Origin of the sequence: Paracoccus yibinensis, from assembly GCF_030846195.1 — a bacterium.
GTDB lineage: Bacteria > Pseudomonadota > Alphaproteobacteria > Rhodobacterales > Rhodobacteraceae > Paracoccus > Paracoccus yibinensis.
The window spans coordinates 1-23,991 of record NZ_JAVCWH010000021.1 but is presented as its reverse complement, the minus strand read 5'-3'; the positions used below and the strand labels follow the sequence as shown (position 1 = coordinate 23,991).

Genomic DNA, 23,991 nt, shown 5'->3' with positions numbered 1-23,991 from the left:
CGAGCGCAGGGCCGACATTCACCTCGCCTTCACCATCTTGGCCTGCGCCATCATCTGCTTTCGAGCGCTGACAACGTGGTTTTGAAATGACCTCTAAAAACCTGCCAGGCCGCAAACCTGTTTTGGACCTGCACTCAGAGGTTTCAGCAAAAAGCCCTGCCGTATGGCAGGGCTTAGGAACGAGGTCTTGCCTGAGGGGCTGTGTTTCTGGATAGGAAAAACCCTAACCTGGACAGAGATCAGGCAGCCGAGTGCAGGCGTGGGGTGACCCATTTCGACCCCTTGAGACCCCGGATTGCCTTGGCGCTGCCGAGGACCAGAAGATCAACCGACGGCTCGATCAGGACCACAAGAAGGTAGGCGCCACCAAATGTGCTGATGGCTGCCAGGTTGGCTGCAGTCAGGCCTTGACCGTAAAGGGCCCAGAATGCCACCCAGGCCACGATGCCGCCCTGATAGGCCAGAGACAGCGACAGCACCTGGCCATAGCTCAGATCCACATAGGCCATGCCGGATGGAATGATGCGGCGGGCGAGAGCCTCAAGTGCAAAAAGCGGCACCAGCAGGGTGGTCAAGTTCATGCCGTATTGGGGCAGGTCGAAGGGTGCGAACAGCAGCCCCTGCAAGAGCAGCCCCAAAGTGAGGCCGAACGCAGCAGGCGCCACACCGAAGATCAGGAACAGTGTCGACCCGAGAATGAGATGGACCTCCGACACGCCGACCGGAAAGTGTGGCAGTATCTCGAAGAAGGAAAATACCAAGGCCGTGCTCGCAATAGCACGCCCGGCGAAGGAAGCCACACCCTGCTCGCGCAACGTGATCCAGCCACGCTGGAGCGCATAGGCGCCAGCGCCCGCCGCAGTGACATAGCTCAGAAAAATCTTGGCCCCATCAACGAGGCCTGGTTCGATATGCATCCGTCTCTCCTTGCCGTCCCACCGACAGCGTTTGACATTTCCTGCATGGCCGGTCTCCTGACTTGCGGGTCACAGCAGCCTTCCCCCTTCCCAGTCCATCGGACCAGTGGCTTCTTGGAAGGCCGCTCTCCGCACACAGTCGCGGGGGCGGTTGAGGCTTGGAGCATCCTTGCGGAATGCCCGTTCCCCATTCCCGATTAAGTCCAGTCGGGTTGTGCCGACCGAACGCCATGGCCCCTTGTGGGCGCCTTGGTTGTCATGCGTCAAGCAGGATCTGCGCCTCGTGACCGACGCTGCACACCTCTTTCGGATACAGGTTCGTTGAGGGAACAAGCGAAGGCCAGTTCCAAGCCTTACACCTGCGCCAGCCTCAACAACTCCTCCACGTCAAGATGGGCCTCGATATGGAGGGCAAGCTCGTCAAGCACCGTGTCGATCTCTGCGGCATAGGAAAAGGGGCTTGTTCTTGCGCCCAGGCCTTGAAGCCAGGCATTGCGGAACGGGTCCGATGTGAACAGCCCGTGCAAATAGGTTCCCTCTACCCGTCCATCCCGCGAACGCGCACCGTCCGGGCAATCCTGGATATGGGCAAAGGGGCGCAGGCAACCGATCCCTTCGGTTCTGCCCAGGTGGATCTCGTAACCCGCGACCTGCAGGCCGGAAAGAGCATGGACGGCGGTAACGCGGGTCAGGCGCTTGTCGGCTGCCAGCACCGTCTGGACATCCAGGTAGCCAAGACCCTCGGTTTCACCGGCCTCTCCTTCGATGCCATGTGAATCCACAATGCTGTTGCCCAACATCTGGAACCCGCCACATATCCCCAGTATCCGACCGCCGCGGCGGTGATGGGCCTTGAGGTCGATGTCCCACCCCTGTGCGCGCAGGAAGGCAAGGTCTGCCCGGGTAGACTTCGTGCCCGGAATAATAACCACCGCAGCATCGCCTGGAATGGCTTGTCCCGGCCGAACCATTTCGAGCCTGACGCCGGGATGCGTTTTCAAGGGATCGAGATCGTCGAAATTTGCAATGCGGGACAGGGCGAGGCAGGCAATCTTGATCGCACCTTCCCCGAAGGGCTGCAGGTCGAGCGCGTCCTCGGCAGGAAGCAGCGTGGCCCTGGCGAACCATGGAAGCACACCGAAACCCGGCCAGCCGGTCTGCTCGGCGATCATCCGATAGCCGTCGTCAAAGAGCGAGGGGTCGCCGCGAAATCGATTGACGATGAAACCCTTGATGCGTGCGGCATCCTCGGGGTCGAGGACGATCCTGGCTCCGACCAGTTGCGCAATGACACCCCCGCGATCGATGTCGCCGATGAGCACCACGGGAATATTTGCGGCCGCGGCAAACCCCATGTTGGCGATGTCTCCCTGGCGCAGGTTGATCTCGGCCGGGCTGCCCGCGCCTTCGACGATAACCAGATCAGCCTCGGCCTTCAGCCGCTCGAAGCTTTCCAGAACCGGCGTCATCAGCTTCGGCTTCAGTCGCGCGTAGTCGCGGGCCTTCAGGGTGGCGCGCCGCTTTCCCTGCACGATGACCTGCGCGCCGATGTCCGTCTCGGGTTTCAGCAGGACCGGGTTCATGTCGGTGTGGGACTCGACACCGCAGGCAAGCGCCTGAAGAGCTTGCGCGCGGCCAATCTCGCCGCCATCCACTGTCACGGCAGCGTTGTTCGACATGTTCTGCGGCTTGAAGGGGCGCACGGACAGACCGCGCCGCACGGCCGCCCGGCAGAGGCCGGCAACAAGCAGGGATTTTCCGACGTTCGATCCGGTTCCCTGGAGCATCAGCGCATGTGTCAGAACTCGACCCCTGCCTGAGCCTTGATCCCCTGTCGGAAGGGATGCTTCACAACTGTCATTTCCGTCACCAGATCGGCGACCTCGATCAGTTCTGGCTTGGCATTGCGGCCCGTGAGCAGAACATGGGTCATCTCGGGTTTCTCGGATCGGAGGAAGTCCACGACCTCATTGATGTCGAGATAGTCATAGCGCAAGGCGATGTTGATCTCGTCCAGCAGAACCATCCGGTTGCGGTCGTCCCGTATCAGGTCTTTCGCCTTGGCCCAGGCACGGGCGGCGGCGGCACGATCACGCTCCAGGTCCTGGGTTTCCCAGGTAAAGCCTTCACCCATGGTATGGAACTCGCAAAGGATGGGGAAATGGGTCAGCAGGAAATCCCGCTCACCCGTCGCCATCGCGCCCTTGATGAACTGAACGACCGCCACCGGCATCCCATGCGAGATCGCCCGCATCACCATGCCGAAAGCCGAGGACGATTTGCCCTTTCCCGGGCCTGTCAGCACCAGGATCAGGCCCTTCTCGCCGGTCTTCTCTGCCATCATCCGGTCGCGGGCCGCCTTGATCCGGGCCTTCTTCTCGGCATGGCGCGCGGCCTCATTGGGGACTGTTCCTGTCGGCATGGCTCCCTTTCTCTTGACAAGCGAGGCGGTCTCGTGGCTTCCCTCGTGCATCGTTGGTTCTCGCACAGCGCGAGCTAAGAGGGAATGCGATAGCTGGTTTCCAGCAAAGCGCAGCCGCCCCCGCGACCGTGACCGGAGAGGTCACCCGGATGCCACTGGGCCGAACAGCCTGGGAAGGTCGGGTGACCGTCGGGGAAAATCCCCGTTATCCGCAAGCCGGGAGACCTGCCAGCGTGCGGTGCGAGATCTCGCATCTGCGTTGTGTTGCGGTCGGGGTGAACCGTGTGCAAGCCATGACGGCGGCCACCGGGCTTTCGCATGTCCTGCGCGCAAATCCTAACCCCCCGCGTCCATTGGCTTGCCGGGAGGGCAGATGGCCAAGAAGAATGCGCTGACGGTCTGCGTCACCTGCAGGCGCGTCGGCACCGATCCGCAGGCACCGCGTGACGGGGTGCGGCTGTCCGATGCGCTTGCCGCGCGCGGCGTGCCCCATGACCAACAGGAATGTTTTTCGGCCTGCGAGCGCTCCTGCGTTGTCGTGTTCCGTGGACCTGGCCGCTGGACCTATGTGCAGGGGGGACTGGATCCTGACCTGCATCCGGACGACGTGGCCGAGATGGCCCGCGCCTATGCCGCGACTCCAGATGGCATCGTGCCCTGGCGCTCCCGTCCCGAAGTGATCCGCAAGAACACCATTGCCCGCATTCCCCCGATCGAGGTCTGAGATGTCACTTGAAAAAACCCCCGTCACCATCGTCACCGGATTTCTGGGGGCTGGCAAGACGACGCTGATCCGCCATCTGCTGCAGAACCCCAAAGGGCGCAGGCTGGCGGTGCTGGTCAACGAGTTCGGAGATGTCGGTGTGGATGGCGACCTGATCCGCGCCTGCGCCGATGCCAACTGCCCCGAGGCCAACATTGTCGAACTGACCAACGGCTGCATCTGCTGCACCGTCGCCGACGAGTTCATCCCGTCCATCGAGCGGCTTCTGGCGCTGGATCCGAAACCCGACCATATCGTGATCGAGACCTCGGGGCTTGCGCTGCCCAAGCCTCTGCTCAAGGCCTTCGACTGGCCAGACCTGCGCTCGCGCATCACCATCGACGGCGTGGTTGCCGTGGCCGATGCCGAGGCTGTGGCGGCAGGCCGCTTTGCTCCCGATCCGGCGCATCCCGGCGATGCAAGCGAGCTTGATCACGAAACGCCCCTGTCCGAGGTCTTCGAGGACCAGATCGCCTGCGCGGATATCGTGCTGCTCTCCAAGGCTGACCTGGCTGGCAGCGGTGGACTTGCTGCTGCCCGCGAGATCATCACGGCCGAGGCGCCGCGTCCGCTGCCCATGGTGGCCCTGACCGAGGGCGTGATTGATCCTCGTGTGGTTCTGGGGATCAACGCGGCGGCCGAGAACGATCTGGCCGCACGTCCTTCGCACCACGAGGGCGAGGGGGAGCATGACCACGACGACTTTGACACGGTGGTGATCGACCTGCCCGAACAGGCGGATCCCAAAGCATTGGCCAGCAAGATCGCGGCACTGGCCGAAGTGCAGAAGGTCCTTCGGGTCAAGGGCCATGTCGCAGTCGAGGGTAAGCCGCTGCGGCTTCTGGTTCAGGCCGTAGGTGCGCGTGTGCGCCACCAGTTCGACCGTCCGTGGGGGGATCAGCCCCGACACGGACGCCTTGTCGTGATTGCGCAAAAAGGAGACATCGACCCCGTTGCCATCCGGTCTGCGCTAGCCTGATGCACGTCCTCTTCCGCGAAAGCCACGGGTTGGATGAGACCGCCCAGCCGGAGGATCTGGGGCAATCGCCTGCGGATCTGGTGGTGCTGTCCTTTTCGGACAGCGACCTCGGAGCTTTCGCGGCAGGCTGGCGGCGTGGCAGGGACCAGCTGCCCACCCTGCGTCTGGCCAATCTCTCGCGCCTCCGCCATCCGCTGTCCGTCGACACCTATGCCGAGCGCACCCTGCCGGCGGCCAAAGGCATTCTGGTGCGCCTGATCGGTGGCAGAAGCTATTGGCCCTACGGCGTGGACGAGCTTTCCCGCATGGCGCGCGAGAAGGGGATCGCGCTGGCCTTCCTGCCGGCAGACAGCCAGCCAGACCCTGTGCTCGACGAGGCTTCGACGCTGCCCGTTTCCACCCTGCGGCACCTGACGAAGCTGTGCGAGGCCGGGGGCGAACTTGCCGCTCATGATGCACTGGCCCTGCTCACCTCGGTTACCCGTCTGGAGCCGGCGCCGCTGCATGGCGCCCCGATGCTGCCGAACCATGGCTTCTGGCACCCGGATCAAGGTCCAATAGCCGAACTTCAGCGGAATGATCGCCCGCTGGTTCTCATTCCATTCTATCGCGCTTGGGTGGCTGCCTCCGACACTGCCTCGGTGGACGCATTGATCCGCGCCTTCGAGGCTCGAAACATGCAGGCTGCGGGACTGTTTCTTCCCAGCCTCAAGGATGCAGCGGCGGCCGATTGGCTCGGGGCCATCCTTCCCCGGCTCGCCCCGGTGGTGATCGTCAATGCAACCGCCTTTTCGGGCAGGACCAAAGATGAATCGCCCCTCGATGCCCCGGGCGTGCCTGTCTTCCAGGTCATTCACGCGACCTCTGATCGTGCCGCATGGGAGGGGTCGGAACGCGGCCTTTCCGCCGCCGATCTTGCAATGCATGTCGCGCTGCCTGAACTGGACGGACGCATCAATGCGGGCGTCATCTCCTTCAAGGACATGATGGACACCGACCCGGCGCTACAATTCGGGCTTCAGCGTCACAGCCCGGATGCGGAACGGATTGATGCGGTCGTTACCAGGGTGATGAACTGGCGGCGTCTGCAGGAACTGGCATCGTCCGAACGCCGCGTGGCGCTTATCCTGTCTACCTATCCCGGCAAGGAATGGCGGATGGCCCATGCGGTCGGGCTTGACGCCCTGGCGTCGGCGGCGGCCATTGCGCGGCAGCTTGGCCTTGAAATGACGTCCGAAACCATCCTTCGTGACCTGAAGGCCACGCGGCTTCGCTGGTCCTTGACGGCCTATGAAGATGCGCTGTCCTCTCTTTCCGAATGCCTGCGCGGGAACCTTGAAGAAGCGCACGGCAAGATGGCTGCAGAACCGGAGTTCCAAGCCTTTTGGGCCGGCAACCTGCTTCTGGCCTTGCAGCCTGAGCGGGGCAAGGCCGCCACACGAGAGGCCGATTACCACGACCTGTCACATGTGCCAGGTCACGATTACCTGTCCTTCTACCTCTGGCTCAAGCATGGTGCCAAAATAGATGCAATCATCCATGTTGGCGCGCATGGCACGCTGGAATGGCTGCCGGGCAAGGCTGCGGCCCTGTCGCGGGACTGCTGGCCCGAGGCGCTGACCAGCGGCGTGCCCGTGCTTTACCCCTTCATCGTCAATGATCCTGGGGAGGCCGCGCAGGCCCGGCGCAGGCTGGGCGCGCTGACGCTGGGCCATCTTCCGCCGCCACTCGTCAGCTCCGGGATGCCCGAAAGGCTGCTGAGGCTGGAAAGCCTGCTGGACGAATATTCAACCGCCGATGGGTTGGACCCGGCCCGCCGTCTGAGATTGATCACGCTGATCCGGGCCGAGGCGCGCGAGCATGATCTCGAGGCTGAACTTGGGATCAAGACCGGTGCCTCAGCCGCCGAGGCGATCACCGCCATCGACCGCTTCGTCTGCGATCTCAAGGAAAGCCAGTTTGGCGACGGCCTGCATGTCTGGGGGGAGGGCACCCCGGACGAGACGGGCAAGGCGCAGGGCGATCCGGTATCCCTTGCATCGGAGCGCGCCGCGATCCTTGCCGCCCTCGAGGGGCGCCGGATCACGGCAGGCCCGTCGGGCTCGCCCTATCGGGGACGGCTTGACGTGCTTCCGACGGGGCGCAATCTCTATGGGGTTGATCCGCGTGCGGTGCCCTCGCGCGCGGCATGGGCCCAGGGTGTCCGGCTGGCCGAGGAACTCGTGCGCCGTCATCTGCAGGATCACGGCGACTATCCCCAGGGTCTGGTCGTGAACCTGTGGGGCTCGGCCACGATGCGGACGGCAGGCGAGGATTTCGCCATGGCGCTGCACCTTGCCGGACTCATGCCGATCTGGGATGCGGCCTCCGAGCGCGTCACAGGCTTCGAGGTCACGCCGCTGGCATTGATGGACCGACCGCGGATCGAGGTGACGCTGCGGGTATCGGGCCTTTTCCGCGACACGTTCCCGGAACTCGTCGTGCTGTTCCAGCAAGGCTGCGCGGCACTTGCCGCACGGGACGAGGCCGAGGACATGAACCCCTATGTCGCAGCAGCCCCTGGCTCGCATGTCTTCGCTCCTGCACCGGGCCGCTTCGGCACCGGCATCACCGACGACATGACCGCCGAGGCGGCAGGAAGGGCATGGCTGGAGACTTCAGCCTTTGGTCACGACGGCACGCCCGACCGCGCGGTGCTCGAGGCGCGGCTCAGGGCGGCTGATGGCTTCGTGCTGTCGCAGGACCTCCCCGAGACTGATCTTCTTTTGGCGATGGACTACGCGGCGCATGAAGCCGGGTTCGCCGCAGCCCGCGCTGCCCTGGGACTGGGGCCGACCGCGCTTTACCATCTGGACGCAACGCGCCCCGACACGCCCCGCGCGCGGCTTCTTCCCGAGGAAATCGCCCGCGTTGTCCGGGCCCGTGCCACCAATCCCCGGTGGCTGGCGGGAATGATGCGCCACGGCTTCCGAGGCGCGGCCGAGATCGCGGCCACGCTGGAGCACATGGCGGCCTTTGCCCGGATGGCGCATGCCGTTCCCGAGCATCTTTTCGCACTTTACCATGAAGCAACCCTCGGCTCGGCCGAGGTGCGGGATTTCCTCGCGGAGGAAAATCCGGGTGCCCTGGCGGCGATGCAGGCAATCTTTGCCGAGTTCGGGATCGGGCACGACCTGCGCCGCAACTCTGTCGCGAGGCTTCCCACATGACCCGCAAAGGCTGGTGCCCCGGCGCGCTTCGCCCGATGCCGGCAGGCGATGGCCTGCTGCTGCGGGTCCGTCCGCATTGTTCGCGCCTCGATCCGGACCAAGGGACCGGACTGGTCAGGATTTCCGAGTCTTTCGGCAATGGGCAACTTGATCTCGGATCGAGAGCGACGTTGCAGTTGAGAGGCGTCCGCGAAGGCAGCCTGCCCGAGGTGCATCGCCGGCTGCAGGCGCTTGACCTGCTGGATCCCGATCCTCGGGTTGAAGCGAGGCGCAACATCATGACGACGCCTTTCTGGCGTGAGGGAGATGGAACCCTGGAGCTTGTCCGCAGACTTGAGGAGGCGTTGCTGAACGCCCCCGATCTGCCGCCCAAGTTTGGCTTTGCTATCGACACGGGGGAATGCCCGGCGCTGCAGGGCGCCTCGGCGGACATCCGGATCGAACGCAGCGGGAAAGATCTGCTGCTGCGTGCCGATGGAATGGCCCGGGGCGAACGCGTCGAGCCGCAGGCGGCGATGGCACGCATCCTCGAATTGCTGAACTGGTTTGCCTCCTGCGGGCAGGCCCGGATGGCGAAGGCAGTGGCCGCAGGCATTGTTCCCGCCCTCCACGCGGATGCGGCACCCGACCCGCAGGCACCCCTGGACGAGATCCTGCGTGCTGCTCCGCTTCTGTTCGCGCCCTTCGGGGCCGTGACCTCGCAGATCCTGGCCGAACTCACGGACAGCGCCCTGCGACTGACGCCTTGGCGGGCGGTTCTGCCCGAAGGTCATGCGCGCAGCGAGCTGTGGCTGACCGATCCCAGCCATCCGCTGCTGCGCGTCAGTGCCTGTATCGGCGCGCCGGGCTGCGCCTCGAGCAGCATCGAGACCCGCGCCCTGGCGCGAGACCTCGCCGCCATTGTGCCAGAAGGGCGGCATCTGCATGTGTCGGGCTGTGGAAAGGGCTGCGCCCATCCCGCGCCGGCGCATGTCACCCTGACAGGGCGCGAGGGGCGCTTCGATCTGGTCCTCAATGGTCCCGCAGGGGGGAAGCCCGCTCTGTGCGGACTGACCGGAATAGACATTCCAGATATGATGAGAGGCCATCTTGGCTCATAGCTATGAAACTGATGGCGCGGCCATCTACCGCGCATCTTTCGCCACCATCCGCGCCGAGGCGGACCTGGCCCGCTTTTCGCCGGAGGAGGAGGTTGTCGCAGTCCGCATGATCCATGCTGCGGGCATGGTGGAGCTGGCGTCCCTGATCCGCTTTTCCCCCGGTTTCGCCCGGGCGGCGCGTCAGGCGTTGCAGGAGGGCGCGCCCATTCTCTGCGATGTGCGCATGGTGTCAGAAGGGGTGACCCGGGCGCGTCTGCCTGCGGACAATCAGGTCATCTGCACCCTGCAGGATCCGCGCGTGCCTGCCCTTGCGCTTGAGTTGGGCAATACACGCTCGGCGGCAGCCATCGAGCTGTGGCGACCGCATCTGCAGGGCGCGGTCGTGGCCATCGGCAATGCGCCGACCGCCTTGTTCCACCTTCTCAACCGGCTGGCCGAGCCGGACTTTCCCCGCCCCGCCGCCATCATCGGCTGCCCGGTAGGCTTCATCGGCGCGGCGGAGTCCAAGGCCGCGCTGATGCAGGACAACCCCGTGCCGTGGTGCGTCGTCGAGGGGCGTCCGGGCGGCTCGGCCATGACGGTGGCTGCGGTCAACGCGCTCGCCTCGGCGCGGGAGTAGGCATGACCGGCAAGATCATATGCATCGGCCTCGGTCCCGGCGACCCCGAGCTGATGAGCGTCAAGGCCCATCACTATCTGACACATGCGCGGCGCGTGGCATTCTTCCGCAAGGCGGGCGCCATGGGCGTGGCGCGCAGGCTTGTCGAGGGGCTCCTTCCGTCACAGGCGGTCGAGATCGCGATGGAGTATCCCGTAACCACCGAGATCCCCGTTTCGGACCCGCGCTACAACGCCGCGCTTGCAGGTTTTTACGAGCATTGGACGGCCGAACTTCTGCGGCAGTCCGAGGATGATGACGTGGTCGTGCTGTGCGAGGGAGATCCCTTTTTCTACGGCTCGTTCATGCATCTTTACGCCCGCCTCCCGCGCGAGCGTGTGGAGGTGGTGCCAGGCATTCCTGGCATGGCCGGTTGCTGGACCGCCACGGGCCTTCCGATCACCTGGGGCGATGACATCCTCACAGTTCTGCCCGCGACCTTGCCTGAAGACGAACTGACGCGGCGCATCCGCGACACCGATGCTCTGGTTGTCATGAAAATCGGCCGTAATCTGCAACGTCTACGCGCAGCTCTGCAGGCTGCGGGCAGGGCGGATCAGGCATGGCTGGTCGAGCACGGCACCATGGCCGAGGAGAGGGTCCGCATGCTGTCCGAGGTCGACGGGCCGGTGCCCTATTTCTCGATCGTGCTGGTCCACGGGCAAGGACGCAGGCCATGACAGGCTCTCTCGTCATCGCCGGGCTTGGTCCCGGCGCGGAGGCGATGATCACGCCCGAGGTTTCGGCGGCGCTGGATCGGGCCACCGAGGTGATCGGCTATATTCCCTATGTGTCTCGCATTTCCCCGCGCGACGGTCTGCGCCTGCACCCTTCCGACAACCGGGTCGAGCTTGACCGCGCCCGGCACGCGCTGGAGCTTGCGGCACAAGGAAACCACGCCGTGATCGTATCATCGGGCGATCCCGGCGTCTTTGCCATGGCCGCGGCGGTCTTCGAGGCCGTCGAGAACGGCCCCGCCCCTTGGCGCGACCTGGACATCCGCGTCTTGCCAGGCATCACGGCCATGCTGGCTGCCGCTGCCGCAGCCGGTGCGCCGCTGGGCCATGACTTCTGCGCCATCAACCTGTCGGACAATCTCAAGCCCTTCGATCTGGTGCTCAGGCGGGTGCGGCTGGCGCTAGAGGCCGACTTCGCGATGGCCTTCTACAATCCGCGCTCGGCCGCGCGCCCGTATCAGTTCGCATCTCTGCTGGATCTGTTGAAGGCGCAGGTCGAACCTGACCGCCTTATGATCTTCGCCCGTGCGGTATCGACCCCGCAGCAAGAGATCCACGTGATGCCTCTGCGGGAGGCACGCGCTGAGATGGCGGACATGCGCACGTTGGTCATCCTCGGCTCGTCAGCCACGCGCCGCATCGGGCGTTTCGTCTATACGCCGAGGCGGGCATGAAGCCAGTCCATGATCTCGGCCACGGTCCGGCGCAGGGGGCGGTCGGGCAGTTCCGGCCGGTCAATCATGATGACCGGGACGGCGAGTGCCCGGGCAGCAAGGATTTTCGCCTCGGCTCCAGCCCCGCCCGCGTTCTTGGCGACCAGCAGTTCGGTGCCATGCGCGCGCATCAGCTCCATGTCGTTCTCAACCCTGAAGGGGCCGCGCGCGACGATCACTTCGGCGTCCGGCAGGGGAAAGTCTGCGGCGGGCGCATCGACCGTCCGGGTCAAGAAACGATGCTGCCCGAGATGGGCAAAGCTGGCGAGATGCTGTCGCCCGATCGCCAGGAACACCCGTTTGGCGGGACCGTCCAACTGGGCCACGGCTCCTTCGATGTCCGGGACACGGGTCCAGTCGTCGCCCGCCTGGGCCATCCAGGGCGCCCGCTCAAGCGCGCAGAGCGGCATCCCGGCGGCGGCACAGGCGAGCGCGGCGTTGCGGCTGATCCGGGCGGCAAAGGGATGGGTCGCATCCACCACCTGACCGATGCCGTTCACCCTCAGGAAGGCGGCAAGCCCGTCGGTCCCGCCGAAGCCGCCGCTGCGGATGGGCACCGGCTGCGAACGGGGGCTTGCCACCCGTCCGGCATAAGACAGGATCGCGGGCAGGCCCGCATCGGCCACGGCCTGCGCAAGGTGGCTCGCCTCGGTGGTGCCGCCCAGGATGAGGGTGGGCGGAATGGCTGAGTGGCTATCGATCATCGGCATTGGGGAAAATGGCCTAAAGGATCTGTCCGAGGCAAGCCGTGATGCGCTGGAACGGGCCGAAGTCGTCTTCGGCAGTCCGCGCCACCTGGAGATGGTGGACCATCCCTCCAAATCCCCTTGGCCCGTCCCGTTTTCGCTGGTGCCCCTGCTGACGTTGCGCGGCAAGCGGGTGGTCGCGCTGGTTTCCGGTGATCCCTTCTGGCACGGCGCGGGCGGCAGCCTTGCGCAGGAACTGCAACCCGGGGAATGGCGCGCCTATCCCGCCCTCTCTGTGCAGTCCCTGGCCGCCGCGAGCCTCGGCTGGCGCCTGGAGGAGGTTCTGTGCCTCGGCCTCCACGCCGCACCGGTCGAGAAGCTGCGCCGACACTTATCCGACGGTGCAAGGCTGATCGTCACCCTGAGGGATGGATCAGCGCCCGCATCCTTGGCGGGTTACCTGACCTCGCTCGGCTTTGGCGCCTCCACGCTGCACGTGCTGGAACATCTGGGTGGCCCTAGAGAGCGTGTCCGCCAATATCTCGCCCAGGAGGCGCTGCCGCAATGCGAGAACCTTGTCGCCTGTGCCGTCGAGGTCCGGGGTGGGAAGGGATTACCGCATTCCTCGGGTCTGGAGGATGATCTTTTCGATCATGATGGCCAGATAACAAAGCGCCCGGTGCGCGCCCTGGCTCTTTCCGCGCTTGCGCCCCATCCCGGCGAACTGCTGTGGGACCTTGGCACAGGCAGCGGCTCGGTGGGGATCGAGTGGCTTCTGTCCCATCCCCGTAATCGCGCCGTGGGCGTCGAGCGCGATCCGATCCGCGCGGCAAGGGCGCGTGTCAACGCCCGCTCCCTCGGGGTGCCGCATTTCGAGATACGTGAGGGTCGAGCGCTGGCGCTTCTGCCCGGCCTTCCCGCGCCCGATGCCGTCTTCATCGGCGGCGGTCTGGACGCTCCGCTGCTCGACGCCTTGTGGTCAATCCTTCCCGCCAAGAGCCGCATCGTCGCCCATGGCGTCACACTGGAAACCGAAAGCCTGATTGCCGGTGCGCAAGCGCGGCTTGGGGGCACGCTTCTTCGGATCGAGCTGTCGCAAGCGGCGCCACTGGGCAGCAGGCGCGGTTGGAAGGCCAGCTATCCGGTGGTGCAATGGAGCGTCACACGATGAGAGTGGTCGGACTTGGTCTGCGGGCAGCAGCCGAACTTGAAGGCGTTCAGGACCTGTTCCGGCAGTTGCAGGTCATGCCCCCGCTGACGCTTGCCGTGCCTGCCTTCCGGCAGGCCCATCCCGTCGTGGCCAGCCTGCAGGCGGCCGGCTTCAGGCTCGTCCTGATCCCCGAGGAGATGCTGCTGGGCGTCAGCACTCCTACCCGCAGTCCTCGCATCCTGGCCCGCTTCGGGACCGGCAGCCTTGCCGAGGCTTGCGCCATTATCGCTGCCGGCCCCGGTGCGCGCCTTGTCGAGCCGCGTGTGATTTCGGCCGACGGATGCGTCACTGCCGCCCTTGCCCAGTCCGAAAGGCACGTTCCATGACCGTTCACTTCATCGGCGCAGGCCCCGGCGCGCCCGACCTTCTCACGCTGCGGGGGCGGGACCTGATCGCGGCCTCGCCTGTCTGCCTTTACGCCGGGTCCCTGATCCCGGAAGAGATGTTGCGGCACTGTCCCCAAGGCGCGCGAATCATCAACACCGCGCCTATGAGTCTCGACGGCATCATGGCCGAGATTGTTGCCGCCCACGCTCGGGGGCTGGACGTGGCGCGCCTGCACTCGGGCGACCTGTCCGTTTGGTCGGCCATGGGCGAGCAGTTGCGCCGGCTGCGGGAGCTGGGCATCCCCTATGACATCACGCCGGGCGTCCCTTCCTTTGCGGCGGGCGCCGCCGCCCTGGGGGCGGAACTGACCCTGCCGGGCATCGCCCAGAGTGTGGTGCTGACCCGGACCTCGGGCCGCGCCTCGCCCATGCCGTCGGCCGAGACGCTTGCCGCCTTCGGAGCCACCGGGGCGACGCTGGCGATCCATCTGTCCATCCACCGGCTGGAGGAGGTCGCCGCCGAACTCGGCGCGCATTACGGCATGGACTGTCCTGCCGCCGTGATCTGGCGGGCGAGCTGGCCGGACCAGCGGATCGTGCGGGGGACGCTCCGCTCCATCGCCGCCGACGTGGGCGAGACGATGGAGCGGACGGCGCTGATCCTCGTGGGCCGCGCATTGGCGGCCGAAGGCTTCGACGAGAGCCGGCTCTACGCGGCTGATTACGACCGCCGCTTCCGTGCCGGCCGTGCCGATGCGGTGAAGGGATGAACCAGGCTACGATCCCCGGGCTGATCGTCTCGGCCCCCCGCTCGGGCGCGGGCAAGACCACGGTGATGCTGGGCCTGCTGCGCTGCCTTGCCGAGGACGGGGTAAAGGTTCGTCCCTACAAGTGCGGACCGGACTATATCGACCCGGCCTTCCATCGCGCCGCCTGCGGCGAGGATTCCCGCAATCTCGACAGTTGGGCGATGGACCCAGGGTTGCTGGCCGACCAGCTTGGGCTGCCGGGCGAGATGGCGGTCGCCGAGGGTTCGATGGGGCTGTTTGACGGGGTGGCCCAGACAGGGGCCTCTGGCAACGGATCGACGGCGGATATCGCCGCGGCGACGGGCTGGCCGGTGGTGGTGGTCATGGACGTGTCCGGCCATGCCCAAACCGTCGCCGCGCTGTTCCTGGGACTGCGGCACTTCCGACAGGACGTGCAAGTCGCAGGGGTCATCCTCAACCGGGTCGCCTCGCCCCGGCACGAACGGCTGTGCCGTTTGGCCCTGGACAACGCCGGCATACCGGTATTCGGGGTCTTGCCTCGACGTGGCGATCTGACGCTGCCCGAACGTCACCTCGGGCTTGTCCAGGCGGTCGAGCATCCGGACCTTGATGCGGCGATCGCCGGCTATGCCGGCTTCCTGCGCGCGCATGTGGACCTTGCGGCTCTTCGCACACTGGTGGCAGGCGGCAAACCCCTGCAGCCGCCAAGACGCATCCGCCCCCCAGCCCAGCGGATCGCCCTTGCGCGCGACGAGGCGTTTTCGTTTGCCTATCCCCATCTTGTCGCCGCCTGGCGGGAGGCGGGGGCCGAGATCCTGCCCTTTTCTCCATTGGCCGACGAGCCCCTACCGGATGCCGATTGCTGCTGGCTGCCGGGGGGCTATCCCGAGCTTCACGCGAGCCGCCTGGCGGGGGCGCAGGTCTTCCTTGCCGGCCTGAGGCGGTTTGCGGAGAGCCGGCCGGTTCACGGGGAATGCGGCGGATACATGGTGCTGGGGGAAGCCCTTACGGATGCAGGGGGGCAGATCCACCGGATGGCGGGGCTGCTGGGTCTGGAAACGAGTTATGCAAACCGCCGGATGCATTTGGGATACCGACAGGCGAGGCTCCTTTCCCCCCTGCCAGGCCAGGGCCGCGGCCAGAGACTGCTCGGCCATGAATTCCACTATTCCACCATCCTCGCGCAGCCCGATGCGCCCTTGGCCGAGGTCTTCGATGCGGACGGCAATGCTGTCCCGGAAACAGGCTCTCGTCGGGGAAACGTCACCGGCACCTTCTTTCACCTGATCTCGGAGGCGTCATGAGAGCGGCGGGCTTTGTCAGCTTCGTGTCCTCCGGTCCAGGCGATCCCGAGCTTCTGACCGTCAAGGCCATGAAGCGCCTGCAGGCGGCTGAGGTCGTGCTTTACGATGACCTTTCCTCGGGGCCGATCCTCGAACTCGCCGCGAGGAACGCCGAGTTGATCCCGGTCGGCAAGCGCGCAGGCCGGGCTTCAGCCCGGCAGGATGACATCAACCGCCTGCTGGTGGTTCACGCGGGGGCGGGCGCCCGCGTGGTGCGGCTGAAATCCGGCGATGCGGGCATGTTCGGGCGTCTGGAGGAAGAGGTCGCGGCTCTTGACACCGCTACGATTGGCTACGAGGTCATTCCTGGCGTGACGGCTCCGGCTGCGGCCGCTGCAGCTGCGGGCATCCCGCTGACCCGGCGCCTGACCGCGCGACGGGTGCAGTTCGTGACCGGGCATGATGTTACCGGTGGTCTGCCTGGCGATCTGAACTGGGCCGCACTGGCCGACCCGCATGCGGTAACGGCCGTCTACATGGCGCGCGCCACCTTTCCGGCCTTTGCTGCCCATCTGATTGCGCATGGACTTCCGGCAGAAACTCCGGCGATCTTGGCGGCCGGCGTGTCCACCCCTGCGGAGGCGCTGCACCGGGCGACGATCGGCAAGCTGGTCGATCTTTGCCGCGCGAAGACGCGTTCGATAGCCCCAACGCTGATCCTCTACGGCGCGCTTGCGGAGGAAGTCTCGCGGCGCAGCAGGTAGATGTCCATGATCCAGCCCCGCCGTTCCCGTGTCTCGGCACGGGCCTCGACGATGCGCGGGCCGGCTTCTGACAGCGCCCCCTGGTCGAGGATTTCACCTTCCATGCCCAGATAGGCGCCCCACCAGATTGAGACCCCAGCCGGATCGAGCGTGGTGAACGAACATTCGCCGTCGAGCATGACCACAAGCGTATCGATGCCCTCGGGCCAGCCATGCTCGCGCAGGTGCCTGCCGGTGGTCACTAGGAACGGCTCGGCCAGGCGGTTGAGCGGGATGGCATGGGATGCGGCAAGCACCTGCAGTGACGTCAGGCCTGGCACGACCTTCAGCTCTAGCGGACAGGCCTTCCTGATCCGCTCGGCAACGCGCAGCGTGCTGTCGAACAAGGCCGGGTCACCCCAGACGAGCAGCACGATCTTCCGCGCTTCAGGATAAGGGGCCAGCGCATCAAGCCAGGCTTGCGCGATGGCATCATGCCAGAGTTTGACCCGGGTCTTGTAGTCGGGCACTGCGGGATCTCGCTCGGGCATGGCAAAGGACAGAACCCTGACGCCGTCATCCTCGACGCAACCGGCGACGATCGTGCGGCGCAGGTCCGCGAGCTCCTGCTTGCCTTCGCCCTTCTCGGGGATCAGCAGGAGGTCAGCCGCCCGGATCGCCTCGACCGCCTGCAGGGTCAGATGGTCCGGCTTGCCGGTCCCGATGCCGACGAGTGTCAGTTCCATGGCAAGGCTCCTCAGGGCTTCCGGCACGGCCTAGTGGGAAATGTCTCCCGCTTGCAAGAGCAGGGTCGCGCAGCACGCCTGGGGAGGGCTGCAGAGCAGCCTTGACAGCCGGAGCGTGCTCGGCGCAGAACGGACGGGTCGTGGTGCCGCGAGAGCGGCTTAATATGGGAACCGGGTGCGCCTCTTGCAGGCAAATCCCGGACTGCCCCCGCAACTGTAAGCGGTGAGCGACGGTCAATTTGCCACTGTGTCTTCGGGCATGGGAAGGCTGGCCGGAGCGATGATCCGCAAGTCAGGAGACCTGCCTCGACGATCACCCATCCGCGGCGCGGGGTGCGTCCGAGGAGCGGCAATTCCGCAGCGGTGACAATGAAACCGTCTGCGGGTGCATCCCCACAGGCAGATTGTCATGCGGCCCATCGGGCCAATCGGGGAGGGAACCATGCGGTTCTCGTCGCTATCCATTCTGGCCATCGCTGCGGCGGTGCCAGCCATGTCCACCAATGCCCAGGATCCGGTCATCTTGGACGAAATCATCATCTCGAGCTCAAGCCGATTGCGCGCCATCTTGCAAATGACGGTGTGATTGGCGGCGGCCAAGCCAGAAATACCACGGGATAGAATGTTCATGGGATCGATCATCCTTGTCACAGGTGGTGCCCGGTCAGGCAAGAGCGCGATCGCGGAGAGCCGGACACTCTCGCTTGGCGAGGCTGCGATCTATATCGCCACCGCGCAGCCCTTCGATTCAGAAATGGAAGATCGGATCGCCACCCATAAGGCGCGGCGAGGCGCGGCCTGGCGCACTCATGCGGAACCCCTGGATCTTTGCGCTGCGCTGTCGTTGACGGAGGGGGCTCCCCGTTTGGTCGACTGCCTGACCTTGTGGCTGTCGAACCTGATCCTGGCTGGGCGCGACTGGCGCCCCGAGGCTGCCCGGCTGGTCGAGACGCTTGGCGCGCAGGTTGCGCCCGTAGTGCTGGTCACCAACGAGGTCGGCGCGGGGATTGTGCCTGAGAACCGGCTTTCCCGGATCTTCCGGGACGCTGCGGGGACGCTGAACCAGCAGGTCGCGCAGGTCGCAGACGAGGTCATCCTGGCCGTGTGCGGCCTTCCCATGAAAGTGAAATGATGCAGCTGGAAACCCTGGCCCAGATCGTCGGTCTCGCCGACACCCTGCCCGTCGCCGACGAACCCACCCGCGCCGCCGCCGCGCGCCGCCAAGACAGCCTGACCAAGCCGCCCGGCTCGCTGGGCCGGCTTGAGGAGATCGCGCTGTTCATGGCTGCCTGGCAGGGAAATGACCGGCCAAGGATCGCCAAGGCGCAGGCGCTTGTCTTCGCCGGAAACCACGGGATCTGCGCTCAAGGGGTCAACCCCTTCCCGCAGGAGGTCACCGCGCAGATGGTGGCGAACTTCGAGGCAGGCGGTGCGGCGATCAACCAGCTTTGCCGGGTGAATGGCACCGATCTGTCGGTGATCGCGCTGGACCTCGAGCGTCCGACCGCCGACTTCACCGCCGGCCCGGCCATGACCGACGCCGAGACGCTGGATGCCTTGAACCGTGGCGCGGCCGCCGTCGATCCGCAAGCCGACATCCTGACCTTGGGCGAGATGGGCATCGGCAACTCGACTATTTCTGCGGCGCTCTGTGCTGCGCTGTTCGAGGGCGAGGTCGCAGACTGGGTTGGCCGGGGCACCGGCTCGGACGATGACGGCGTCCGGCGCAAGATCGATGCGATCGCGCGCGGGCTTGCGCGCCATCCGGACCTTGCCCCGCTTGAAACCCTTGCAACCCTCGGCGGCCGCGAGCAGGCGGCGATCTGCGGGGCGGTTCTTGCCGCACGGGCTGCCCGTATTCCGGTGATCCTGGATGGTTTTATCTGCACCGCCGCCGTTGCGCCCCTGTTCGCGGCGGACCGGCGGCTTCTCGATCATTGCCTAGTCGGCCATGTCTCGGTCGAGCCGGGACACAGGAAGCTGCTGTCGGCCATGGGCAGGACGGCCATCCTCGATTTCGACATGCGGCTTGGCGAGGGGACGGGGGCGGTGTTGGCCCTTGGCGTCGTGCGCTCGGCGCTGGCCTGCCACAATGGTATGGCCACGTTCGCCGACGCCGGGATCAGTGGTGCATGAGGCAGCGCCTTGCCGAGATGCAGCTAGCGGTCATCCTGCTGACGCGCGTGCCGTTCGGACGCCTGCGCGACCCCGTCCCTAGGCTGGACGCGGCGGCCTGGGCCTTTCCCCTGGCCGGCCTGCCGGTCGGTCTTATTGCAGCCGGGGTGATGGTGGCGGCTCTGGCGCTTGGGCTGTCCCCACCGGTCGCGGGCGGGCTTGCGCTTGCCGCCCAGGTCATCACGACCGGGGCGCTGCACGAGGACGGGTTCGCCGATCTCTGCGACGGCTTCTGGGGCGGCACCACGCGCGAGCGGCGGCTTGAGATCATGCGGGACAGCCGGATAGGCAGCTATGGGGCGGTCGGGCTGATCCTGTCGCTCGGGCTGCGTTGGCTGGGACTGGCGACGCTTGCCGAGCTTGAGGCCATCGGTACTCTGATCGCCGTTGCGATGGCCAGCCGCGTGGCGCCGGCCGCGCTTATGGCATGGCTGCCGGCCGCACGCCCGGACGGGCTTGGAGCGCAGGGCAAGGGCGTTGGGACTGCAAGCGTTATCCTGGCAGCCCTGCTGGGGGGATTGCCGATGCTGCTTCTGCCGCAGGGGTGGACCGCGCTTGGCGTTGCGGCCTTTGCGGTAGCGGCGTTGGCTGTGATCGCCTGGAGGAAGCTCCGCGGACAGACCGGCGATGTGCTGGGGGCAGGCCAGCAGGTCGCCGAGGCGGCGATGCTGCTCACGCTCGGCGCCCATGCGTGAACAGGACAATGAAACTGACGGGAGAGCCGTGGGCAGTGTCTGAACTTCGCCATGCCGAGATGTTCCTGATCCGCCATGCTCCGGTGGCAGGGGCCGGGCGCCTTGTCGGCCGCCTTGACCTGCCGGCGGATCTGTCGAACCAAGCGGGCTTTTCGGCATTGGCGGCCCGTCTTCCGGAAGGCGCAATGCTGACCAGCTCGCCGGCCCGGCGCTGTCTGATGACCGCCGAGGCGTTGATGCCGGGACTGGCCGTGAGGACGAACGAAAGGTTGTGGGAGCAGGACTTCGGGGAATGGGAAGGCTTGGACCATACAGCAATCCCCGACCTTGGCACCCTGGCCCCCGAGGCTCTGGCCGATCACCGCCCCCCACAGGGCGAGAGCTTTCGGGACCTTTGCGCCCGGACAACCCCCGCCCTTCTGGATCTTGCCCGCGCAGGGGGCACACAGATCGTCATTGCCCATGCAGGCACCGTTCGGGCGGCGCTTGCCCTTGCTGTTGGGTCAGTTGCCGGCGCCCTGTCGTTCCATGTGGCGCCCCTGTCACTGACCCGGTTCTACGTCGGACCGCACGGCCACTGGTCCGTTGCCGAGGTCAACTGGCAGCCATGAACACCGTCAGCATTCGCGGCCATTTCGGGGAATATGTGCAGGGCAGGCTGGGGCCGAACGGCGCGCTCGGCTTGATCACGGTTCCCTGCTCGAGGACCGGACTGCGGGCGGAACTCCGCTACAGGGGCGGGCAGGAGGCCAATCCACTTTCCGGATTCCTGCGGGCCTTAGGGCTTGCCGGACAGGGAGAGGTGGTCGTCTCGACACTATCCCCTCCAGGGGCCGGCACAGGCATCTCGACCGCCCGGCTGATCGCGGCGGCCCTGCTTCATGGCTGGCAGGGGCCGGCAGGGCGCCTCATGGCGGCCTGCGTGGCTGAAGAAGGGGCTTCGGACCCGCTTGCCTTCACCCGTCCCGAACGACTGCTCTGGGCCTCCCGCCAGGGCCGCATCCTGCAGCAACTGCCTGCACTTCCTGCCCACGAGATCGTCGGTGGCTATTTCGGTCTGCCCCGTTCCACCGAACCCGCCGACATGGATTTCCCGGATGTCTCGGATATCGTCTCGGATTGGCAGCGAGCCAGCAAGTTGAACGCCTTCGCCGAGCTAGCCTCTGAAAGCGCCCGACGCTGCCTGAAGATGCGGGGACCGGCGGGCGATCCAACGGAAGGACTGGCCCGCCACCTTGGGGCGACGGGTTTTCTTATCGCCCATACCGGCTCGGCCCGCGGCCTGATCTTCCCGAAGGGCGAGGTTCCGCCTGATGCGGCCTCTGTGCTGGAGGCTGCCGGGGTTGTCGGCATTCTGAAGTTCGGCAGCGATGATTGCTGAGTTCCCCGCGATGATGCTGGTGGCGCTTGCCCTTGACCGGCTGATCGGCTGGCCAGACTGGCTTTATGCGCGCATTGGCCATCCGGTGACATGGGCGGGGCGGCTGATCGTCTCGCTTGACGCAAGGCTGAACCAGTCCGCTCTGCCCCAGAAACCGATGGGGGTGCTGGCCCTGATCCTCTGCATCGGCGCAGCCCTTCTGCCCTCTGCCGTCGCGCAAGCCCTGCTTTCCGGCAATGTCCTGAGCATTCTCGTGGGCGGCTGTCTTGCCTGGCCCCTGGTCGCGATGCGCTCCCTGCAGGACCACGTCGCGGCGGTTACAATGCCGCTGGTTGCGGGGGAACTGCCTGCCGCACGGCACGCCGTGTCGATGATCGTCGGACGCAATCCCGATGCTCTGGACGAGGCTGGCGTCGCCCGTGCCGCGCTTGAAAGCCTGGCCGAGAACAGCTCGGACGGCATCGTCGCACCGGTCTTCTGGGGCGCGGTGGCCGGGCTGCCGGGCATAGCAGTTTACAAGATGATCAACACGCTGGATTCGATGATCGGCCATCGCAGTCCGCGCTATCTGCAGTTCGGCTGGGCTTCGGCCCGACTGGACGACCTGGTCAACCTGATCCCTGCACGGGCTACCGGAGCGCTGTTCGCCTTGGCCTGTGGCAATCCCCTCCGCGCAGGCCGGGTCATGATGCGTGACGCAAGCCGGCACCGTTCGCCGAATGCCGGCTGGCCCGAGGGTGCTATGGCCGGAGCACTGGGCGTTCGGCTGTCCGGCCCCCGGATCTACGACGGCCATGTCGCCCCTGAGCCTTGGCTCAACGAGGGGGCGCCGGATCCTTCGCCTGCCTCGGTGACGCTGGGGCTCGGGCTCTACAGGCGGGCCATGCTTCTGCTGGCAGCTGGACTGATGCTCTGGTCGCTGCTTCCCATCATCACCGGAGCATCCTGATGCGCGACCATGGCGGAAACCTTGACGAAGCACAGGCAAGATGGGGGCAGGGGGACTGGGTCGACCTTTCCACCGGTATCAACCGCCAGCCCTACCCGGTGTCCCGAGTTTCCCTTGGGGCATGGACCAACCTGCCCACGGCAAGCGTGATGGCCGCCCTGATGGAGGCCGCCGCCACGGCCTTCGGCACCGCCGCCCCGGGGCTGGCGATGGCAGGCGCGCAGGCGGCGATCCAGATGATCCCCTTGCTGGAAAGGCCCGGCCTCGCCCGCGTGCTCGCCCCGACCTATAACGAGCACGCGGCCTGCCTGCGGCAGGCGGGCTGGCACGTCGAGGAGGTGGCTCGGCTGGAAGACCTGTCCGGCGCCGATCTTGCCGTCGTCGTAAATCCCAACAACCCGGACGGACGGACCTGCCGCAAGGAGAGCCTCCTCACCCTGTCGGTCGGAAGGCTGGTCGTCGATGAAAGCTTCGTGGATCCGGACCCGGCGGAAAGCCTTGTGGCCAAAGCTTCCGACCGTCTGCTGGTTCTGCGGTCGTTCGGCAAGTTCTGGGGGCTTGCCGGGCTGCGGCTTGGCTTTGTTTACGGGGGCGCAGATGTGATCCGGCGAATGTCCGCGCTCGCTGGCCCTTGGCCGGTCTCAGGTCCTGCGCTCGAAATCGGACGCATGGCGCTTGGTGACCGGGACTGGCGTGACAGGACTGTCAGGCGTCTTTCCGGTGAAGCCGAAAGGCTCGATCGCCTGGCTGCAAGCGCCGGTTGGATCCAGGCCGGCGGCACCCTTCTGTTCCGCCTTTATGACACCCCCAATGCGCAACAGGCGCAGGACGCCCTCGCCTGCCACTACATCTGGACGCGCCGCTTTTCATATTCCGAAAGATGGCTCCGCCTGGGGCTGCCGGGAAACGAAGGCGAATGGCAGCGGGTGGCCGCAGCTCTGGGCACCTGATGCCGACGACGCGCACTTGCCGTAGTGGTTGGCCAGGATATCGTTCTGCTGCAAGATGGGATAGTAATCGGGCTGGTGTGTTGCCCTGTATGGATATCTTGACGACCCCGGAGTCTTTGGGTACTGAAAGAATACTCCATAACACCCGGTATGGCCGGTGGGGCATGCTGAAGGGCCGCAACAAGCTGGAACCGAGAGAGTCAGCGCGGCACCACAATCGACCAGTGGGATCTTGTCAAGAAGACCATGATCCCATCTCTTAGCAACTTTCGCCCATTACTCTCGCGAAGAGAATCCCGACGCTGCCAAGCAGACGTCTGGCGCCCGCAATGGCAGGGTCATGGGGCACTATCCTAGCCTGAATCGACGGATCGCCATCTACAGCAGAAACCAGACACATGAAATTGCGCTTCAATCCGAAACCGTGGTCTGCAACCACATCGGCAGCTCGTCGCTTGCCCGTCCTGTCACCGCCGCCTGTGTCAACGGCGGCGTAAAATCCGGCCACGCGGCGGGGTAAAACCAGGTCAGGTGGCGGTGGCCGGCGCCATGGCGCGCGCGCTTACCAATAGCTGGCGC

25 protein-coding genes and 3 riboswitches are annotated in these 23,991 nt (G+C 65.9%); of the genes, 20 read left to right on the top strand and 5 right to left on the bottom strand.

All coding sequences use genetic code 11. From position 1 onward, the window contains the following. Window positions 1-239: 239 nt before the first annotated feature. The 3 genes from RAH32_RS19535 to cobO form a co-directional block, all read right to left on the bottom strand. The gene (locus RAH32_RS19535; protein ID WP_306610095.1) at window positions 240-917 is read right to left on the bottom strand and encodes an energy-coupling factor ABC transporter permease; all 678 of its coding nucleotides are present in this window, start codon (window positions 915-917) and stop codon (window positions 240-242) included. Between the two features lie 30 nt (window positions 918-947). Continuing rightward, window positions 948-1,165: riboswitch (cobalamin riboswitch) on the bottom strand. 105 nt (window positions 1,166-1,270) lie between these two features. Beyond that, window positions 1,271-2,704 (bottom strand): cobyric acid synthase, encoded by a 1,434-nt coding sequence (locus RAH32_RS19530; protein ID WP_306610094.1) that lies wholly within the window; start codon window positions 2,702-2,704, stop codon window positions 1,271-1,273. A gap of 11 nt (window positions 2,705-2,715) precedes the next feature. Next, window positions 2,716-3,339 carry a cob(I)yrinic acid a,c-diamide adenosyltransferase gene (cobO, locus tag RAH32_RS19525; protein ID WP_306610093.1) on the bottom strand — a complete coding sequence of 208 codons (624 nt, stop codon included), beginning with the start codon at window positions 3,337-3,339 and terminating at the stop codon, window positions 2,716-2,718. A 37-nt stretch (window positions 3,340-3,376) separates the two neighbouring features. Beyond that, window positions 3,377-3,586, top strand: a riboswitch (cobalamin riboswitch). A 126-nt stretch (window positions 3,587-3,712) separates the two neighbouring features. Here cobO and RAH32_RS19520 point away from each other — a divergent pair. From RAH32_RS19520 to cobJ, 7 genes are read left to right on the top strand one after another with little or no spacing between them, the layout of a single operon-like run. Then, window positions 3,713-4,063, top strand: a complete 351-nt coding sequence (locus RAH32_RS19520; RefSeq protein ID WP_306610092.1) for a DUF1636 domain-containing protein — start codon at window positions 3,713-3,715, stop codon at window positions 4,061-4,063. A gap of 1 nt (window position 4,064) precedes the next feature. Then, window positions 4,065-5,081 carry a cobalamin biosynthesis protein CobW gene (cobW, locus tag RAH32_RS19515; protein ID WP_306610091.1) on the top strand — a complete coding sequence of 339 codons (1,017 nt, stop codon included), beginning with the start codon at window positions 4,065-4,067 and terminating at the stop codon, window positions 5,079-5,081. Further along, the gene (gene cobN / locus RAH32_RS19510; RefSeq protein ID WP_306610090.1) at window positions 5,081-8,290 is read left to right on the top strand and encodes a cobaltochelatase subunit CobN; all 3,210 of its coding nucleotides are present in this window, start codon (window positions 5,081-5,083) and stop codon (window positions 8,288-8,290) included. The genes cobW and cobN overlap by 1 nt, the downstream gene beginning before the upstream one ends. After that, complete coding sequence (locus RAH32_RS19505) at window positions 8,287-9,390, top strand: hypothetical protein (protein WP_306610089.1); 1,104 nt, start codon at window positions 8,287-8,289, stop codon at window positions 9,388-9,390. Before cobN ends, RAH32_RS19505 begins: the two co-directional genes overlap by 4 nt. Continuing rightward, on the top strand, window positions 9,380-10,009 hold the full coding sequence (locus RAH32_RS19500; protein WP_306610088.1) for a precorrin-8X methylmutase: 630 nt from the start codon (window positions 9,380-9,382) through the stop codon (window positions 10,007-10,009). The genes RAH32_RS19505 and RAH32_RS19500 overlap by 11 nt, the downstream gene beginning before the upstream one ends. Window positions 10,010-10,011: 2 nt before the next feature. Beyond that, entirely contained in the window at window positions 10,012-10,728 is a 717-nt protein-coding gene (gene cobI / locus RAH32_RS19495) for a precorrin-2 C(20)-methyltransferase (protein ID WP_306610087.1), read from the top strand. Next, complete coding sequence (gene cobJ, locus RAH32_RS19490; RefSeq protein WP_306610086.1) at window positions 10,725-11,459, top strand: precorrin-3B C(17)-methyltransferase; 735 nt, start codon at window positions 10,725-10,727, stop codon at window positions 11,457-11,459. Before cobI ends, cobJ begins: the two co-directional genes overlap by 4 nt. Here cobJ and RAH32_RS19485 read toward each other — a convergent pair. After that, the gene (locus RAH32_RS19485; RefSeq protein WP_103174289.1) at window positions 11,438-12,202 is read right to left on the bottom strand and encodes a cobalt-precorrin-6A reductase; all 765 of its coding nucleotides are present in this window, start codon (window positions 12,200-12,202) and stop codon (window positions 11,438-11,440) included. The genes cobJ and RAH32_RS19485 overlap by 22 nt on opposite strands. On the opposite strand from RAH32_RS19485, the gene cbiE reads away from it, so the two are divergent. From cbiE to cobA, 5 genes are read left to right on the top strand one after another with little or no spacing between them, the layout of a single operon-like run. Continuing rightward, window positions 12,180-13,355, top strand: coding sequence for a precorrin-6y C5,15-methyltransferase (decarboxylating) subunit CbiE (cbiE, locus tag RAH32_RS19480; RefSeq protein ID WP_306610085.1), 1,176 nt, complete (start codon window positions 12,180-12,182; stop codon window positions 13,353-13,355). The two genes, RAH32_RS19485 and cbiE, sit on opposite strands and share 23 nt — an antisense overlap. Further along, window positions 13,352-13,720: a cobalamin biosynthesis protein gene (locus RAH32_RS19475; RefSeq protein ID WP_306610084.1), complete on the top strand. Its 369-nt coding sequence runs from the start codon at window positions 13,352-13,354 to the stop codon at window positions 13,718-13,720. Before cbiE ends, RAH32_RS19475 begins: the two co-directional genes overlap by 4 nt. Then, window positions 13,717-14,490 carry a precorrin-4 C(11)-methyltransferase gene (gene cobM, locus RAH32_RS19470; protein WP_306610083.1) on the top strand — a complete coding sequence of 258 codons (774 nt, stop codon included), beginning with the start codon at window positions 13,717-13,719 and terminating at the stop codon, window positions 14,488-14,490. Before RAH32_RS19475 ends, cobM begins: the two co-directional genes overlap by 4 nt. Continuing rightward, the gene (locus tag RAH32_RS19465) at window positions 14,487-15,794 is read left to right on the top strand and encodes a cobyrinic acid a,c-diamide synthase CobB (protein WP_306610082.1); all 1,308 of its coding nucleotides are present in this window, start codon (window positions 14,487-14,489) and stop codon (window positions 15,792-15,794) included. The genes cobM and RAH32_RS19465 overlap by 4 nt, the downstream gene beginning before the upstream one ends. Beyond that, window positions 15,791-16,537, top strand: a complete 747-nt coding sequence (gene cobA / locus RAH32_RS19460) for a uroporphyrinogen-III C-methyltransferase (RefSeq protein ID WP_306610081.1) — start codon at window positions 15,791-15,793, stop codon at window positions 16,535-16,537. Before RAH32_RS19465 ends, cobA begins: the two co-directional genes overlap by 4 nt. Here cobA and cobF read toward each other — a convergent pair. Next, window positions 16,495-17,262, bottom strand: a complete 768-nt coding sequence (cobF, locus tag RAH32_RS19455; RefSeq protein WP_103174284.1) for a precorrin-6A synthase (deacetylating) — start codon at window positions 17,260-17,262, stop codon at window positions 16,495-16,497. The two genes, cobA and cobF, sit on opposite strands and share 43 nt — an antisense overlap. Window positions 17,263-17,386: 124 nt before the next feature. Then, a riboswitch (cobalamin riboswitch) is annotated at window positions 17,387-17,585 on the top strand. 86 nt (window positions 17,586-17,671) lie between these two features. Here cobF and RAH32_RS19450 point away from each other — a divergent pair. From RAH32_RS19450 to RAH32_RS19415, 8 genes are read left to right on the top strand one after another with little or no spacing between them, the layout of a single operon-like run. Then, the gene (locus RAH32_RS19450) at window positions 17,672-17,848 is read left to right on the top strand and encodes a hypothetical protein (protein WP_306610080.1); all 177 of its coding nucleotides are present in this window, start codon (window positions 17,672-17,674) and stop codon (window positions 17,846-17,848) included. Window positions 17,849-17,890: 42 nt separating this feature from the next. Further along, window positions 17,891-18,394, top strand: coding sequence for a bifunctional adenosylcobinamide kinase/adenosylcobinamide-phosphate guanylyltransferase (cobU, locus tag RAH32_RS19445; RefSeq protein WP_103174311.1), 504 nt, complete (start codon window positions 17,891-17,893; stop codon window positions 18,392-18,394). Beyond that, window positions 18,391-19,398 carry a nicotinate-nucleotide--dimethylbenzimidazole phosphoribosyltransferase gene (gene cobT, locus RAH32_RS19440; RefSeq protein ID WP_306610079.1) on the top strand — a complete coding sequence of 336 codons (1,008 nt, stop codon included), beginning with the start codon at window positions 18,391-18,393 and terminating at the stop codon, window positions 19,396-19,398. The genes cobU and cobT overlap by 4 nt, the downstream gene beginning before the upstream one ends. Next, the gene (locus tag RAH32_RS19435; RefSeq protein WP_306610078.1) at window positions 19,395-20,132 is read left to right on the top strand and encodes an adenosylcobinamide-GDP ribazoletransferase; all 738 of its coding nucleotides are present in this window, start codon (window positions 19,395-19,397) and stop codon (window positions 20,130-20,132) included. The genes cobT and RAH32_RS19435 overlap by 4 nt, the downstream gene beginning before the upstream one ends. A gap of 8 nt (window positions 20,133-20,140) precedes the next feature. After that, a complete protein-coding gene (locus tag RAH32_RS19430; RefSeq protein ID WP_306610077.1) occupies window positions 20,141-20,743 on the top strand; it encodes a histidine phosphatase family protein in 603 nt (200 codons plus the stop codon). Continuing rightward, window positions 20,740-21,513: a propanediol utilization protein gene (locus RAH32_RS19425; protein ID WP_306610076.1), complete on the top strand. Its 774-nt coding sequence runs from the start codon at window positions 20,740-20,742 to the stop codon at window positions 21,511-21,513. The genes RAH32_RS19430 and RAH32_RS19425 overlap by 4 nt, the downstream gene beginning before the upstream one ends. After that, a complete protein-coding gene (cbiB, locus tag RAH32_RS19420) occupies window positions 21,503-22,462 on the top strand; it encodes an adenosylcobinamide-phosphate synthase CbiB (protein ID WP_306610075.1) in 960 nt (319 codons plus the stop codon). The genes RAH32_RS19425 and cbiB overlap by 11 nt, the downstream gene beginning before the upstream one ends. Continuing rightward, entirely contained in the window at window positions 22,462-23,412 is a 951-nt protein-coding gene (locus RAH32_RS19415) for a threonine-phosphate decarboxylase (RefSeq protein WP_306610074.1), read from the top strand. The genes cbiB and RAH32_RS19415 overlap by 1 nt, the downstream gene beginning before the upstream one ends. The last annotated feature ends 579 nt before the right edge of the window (window positions 23,413-23,991 follow it).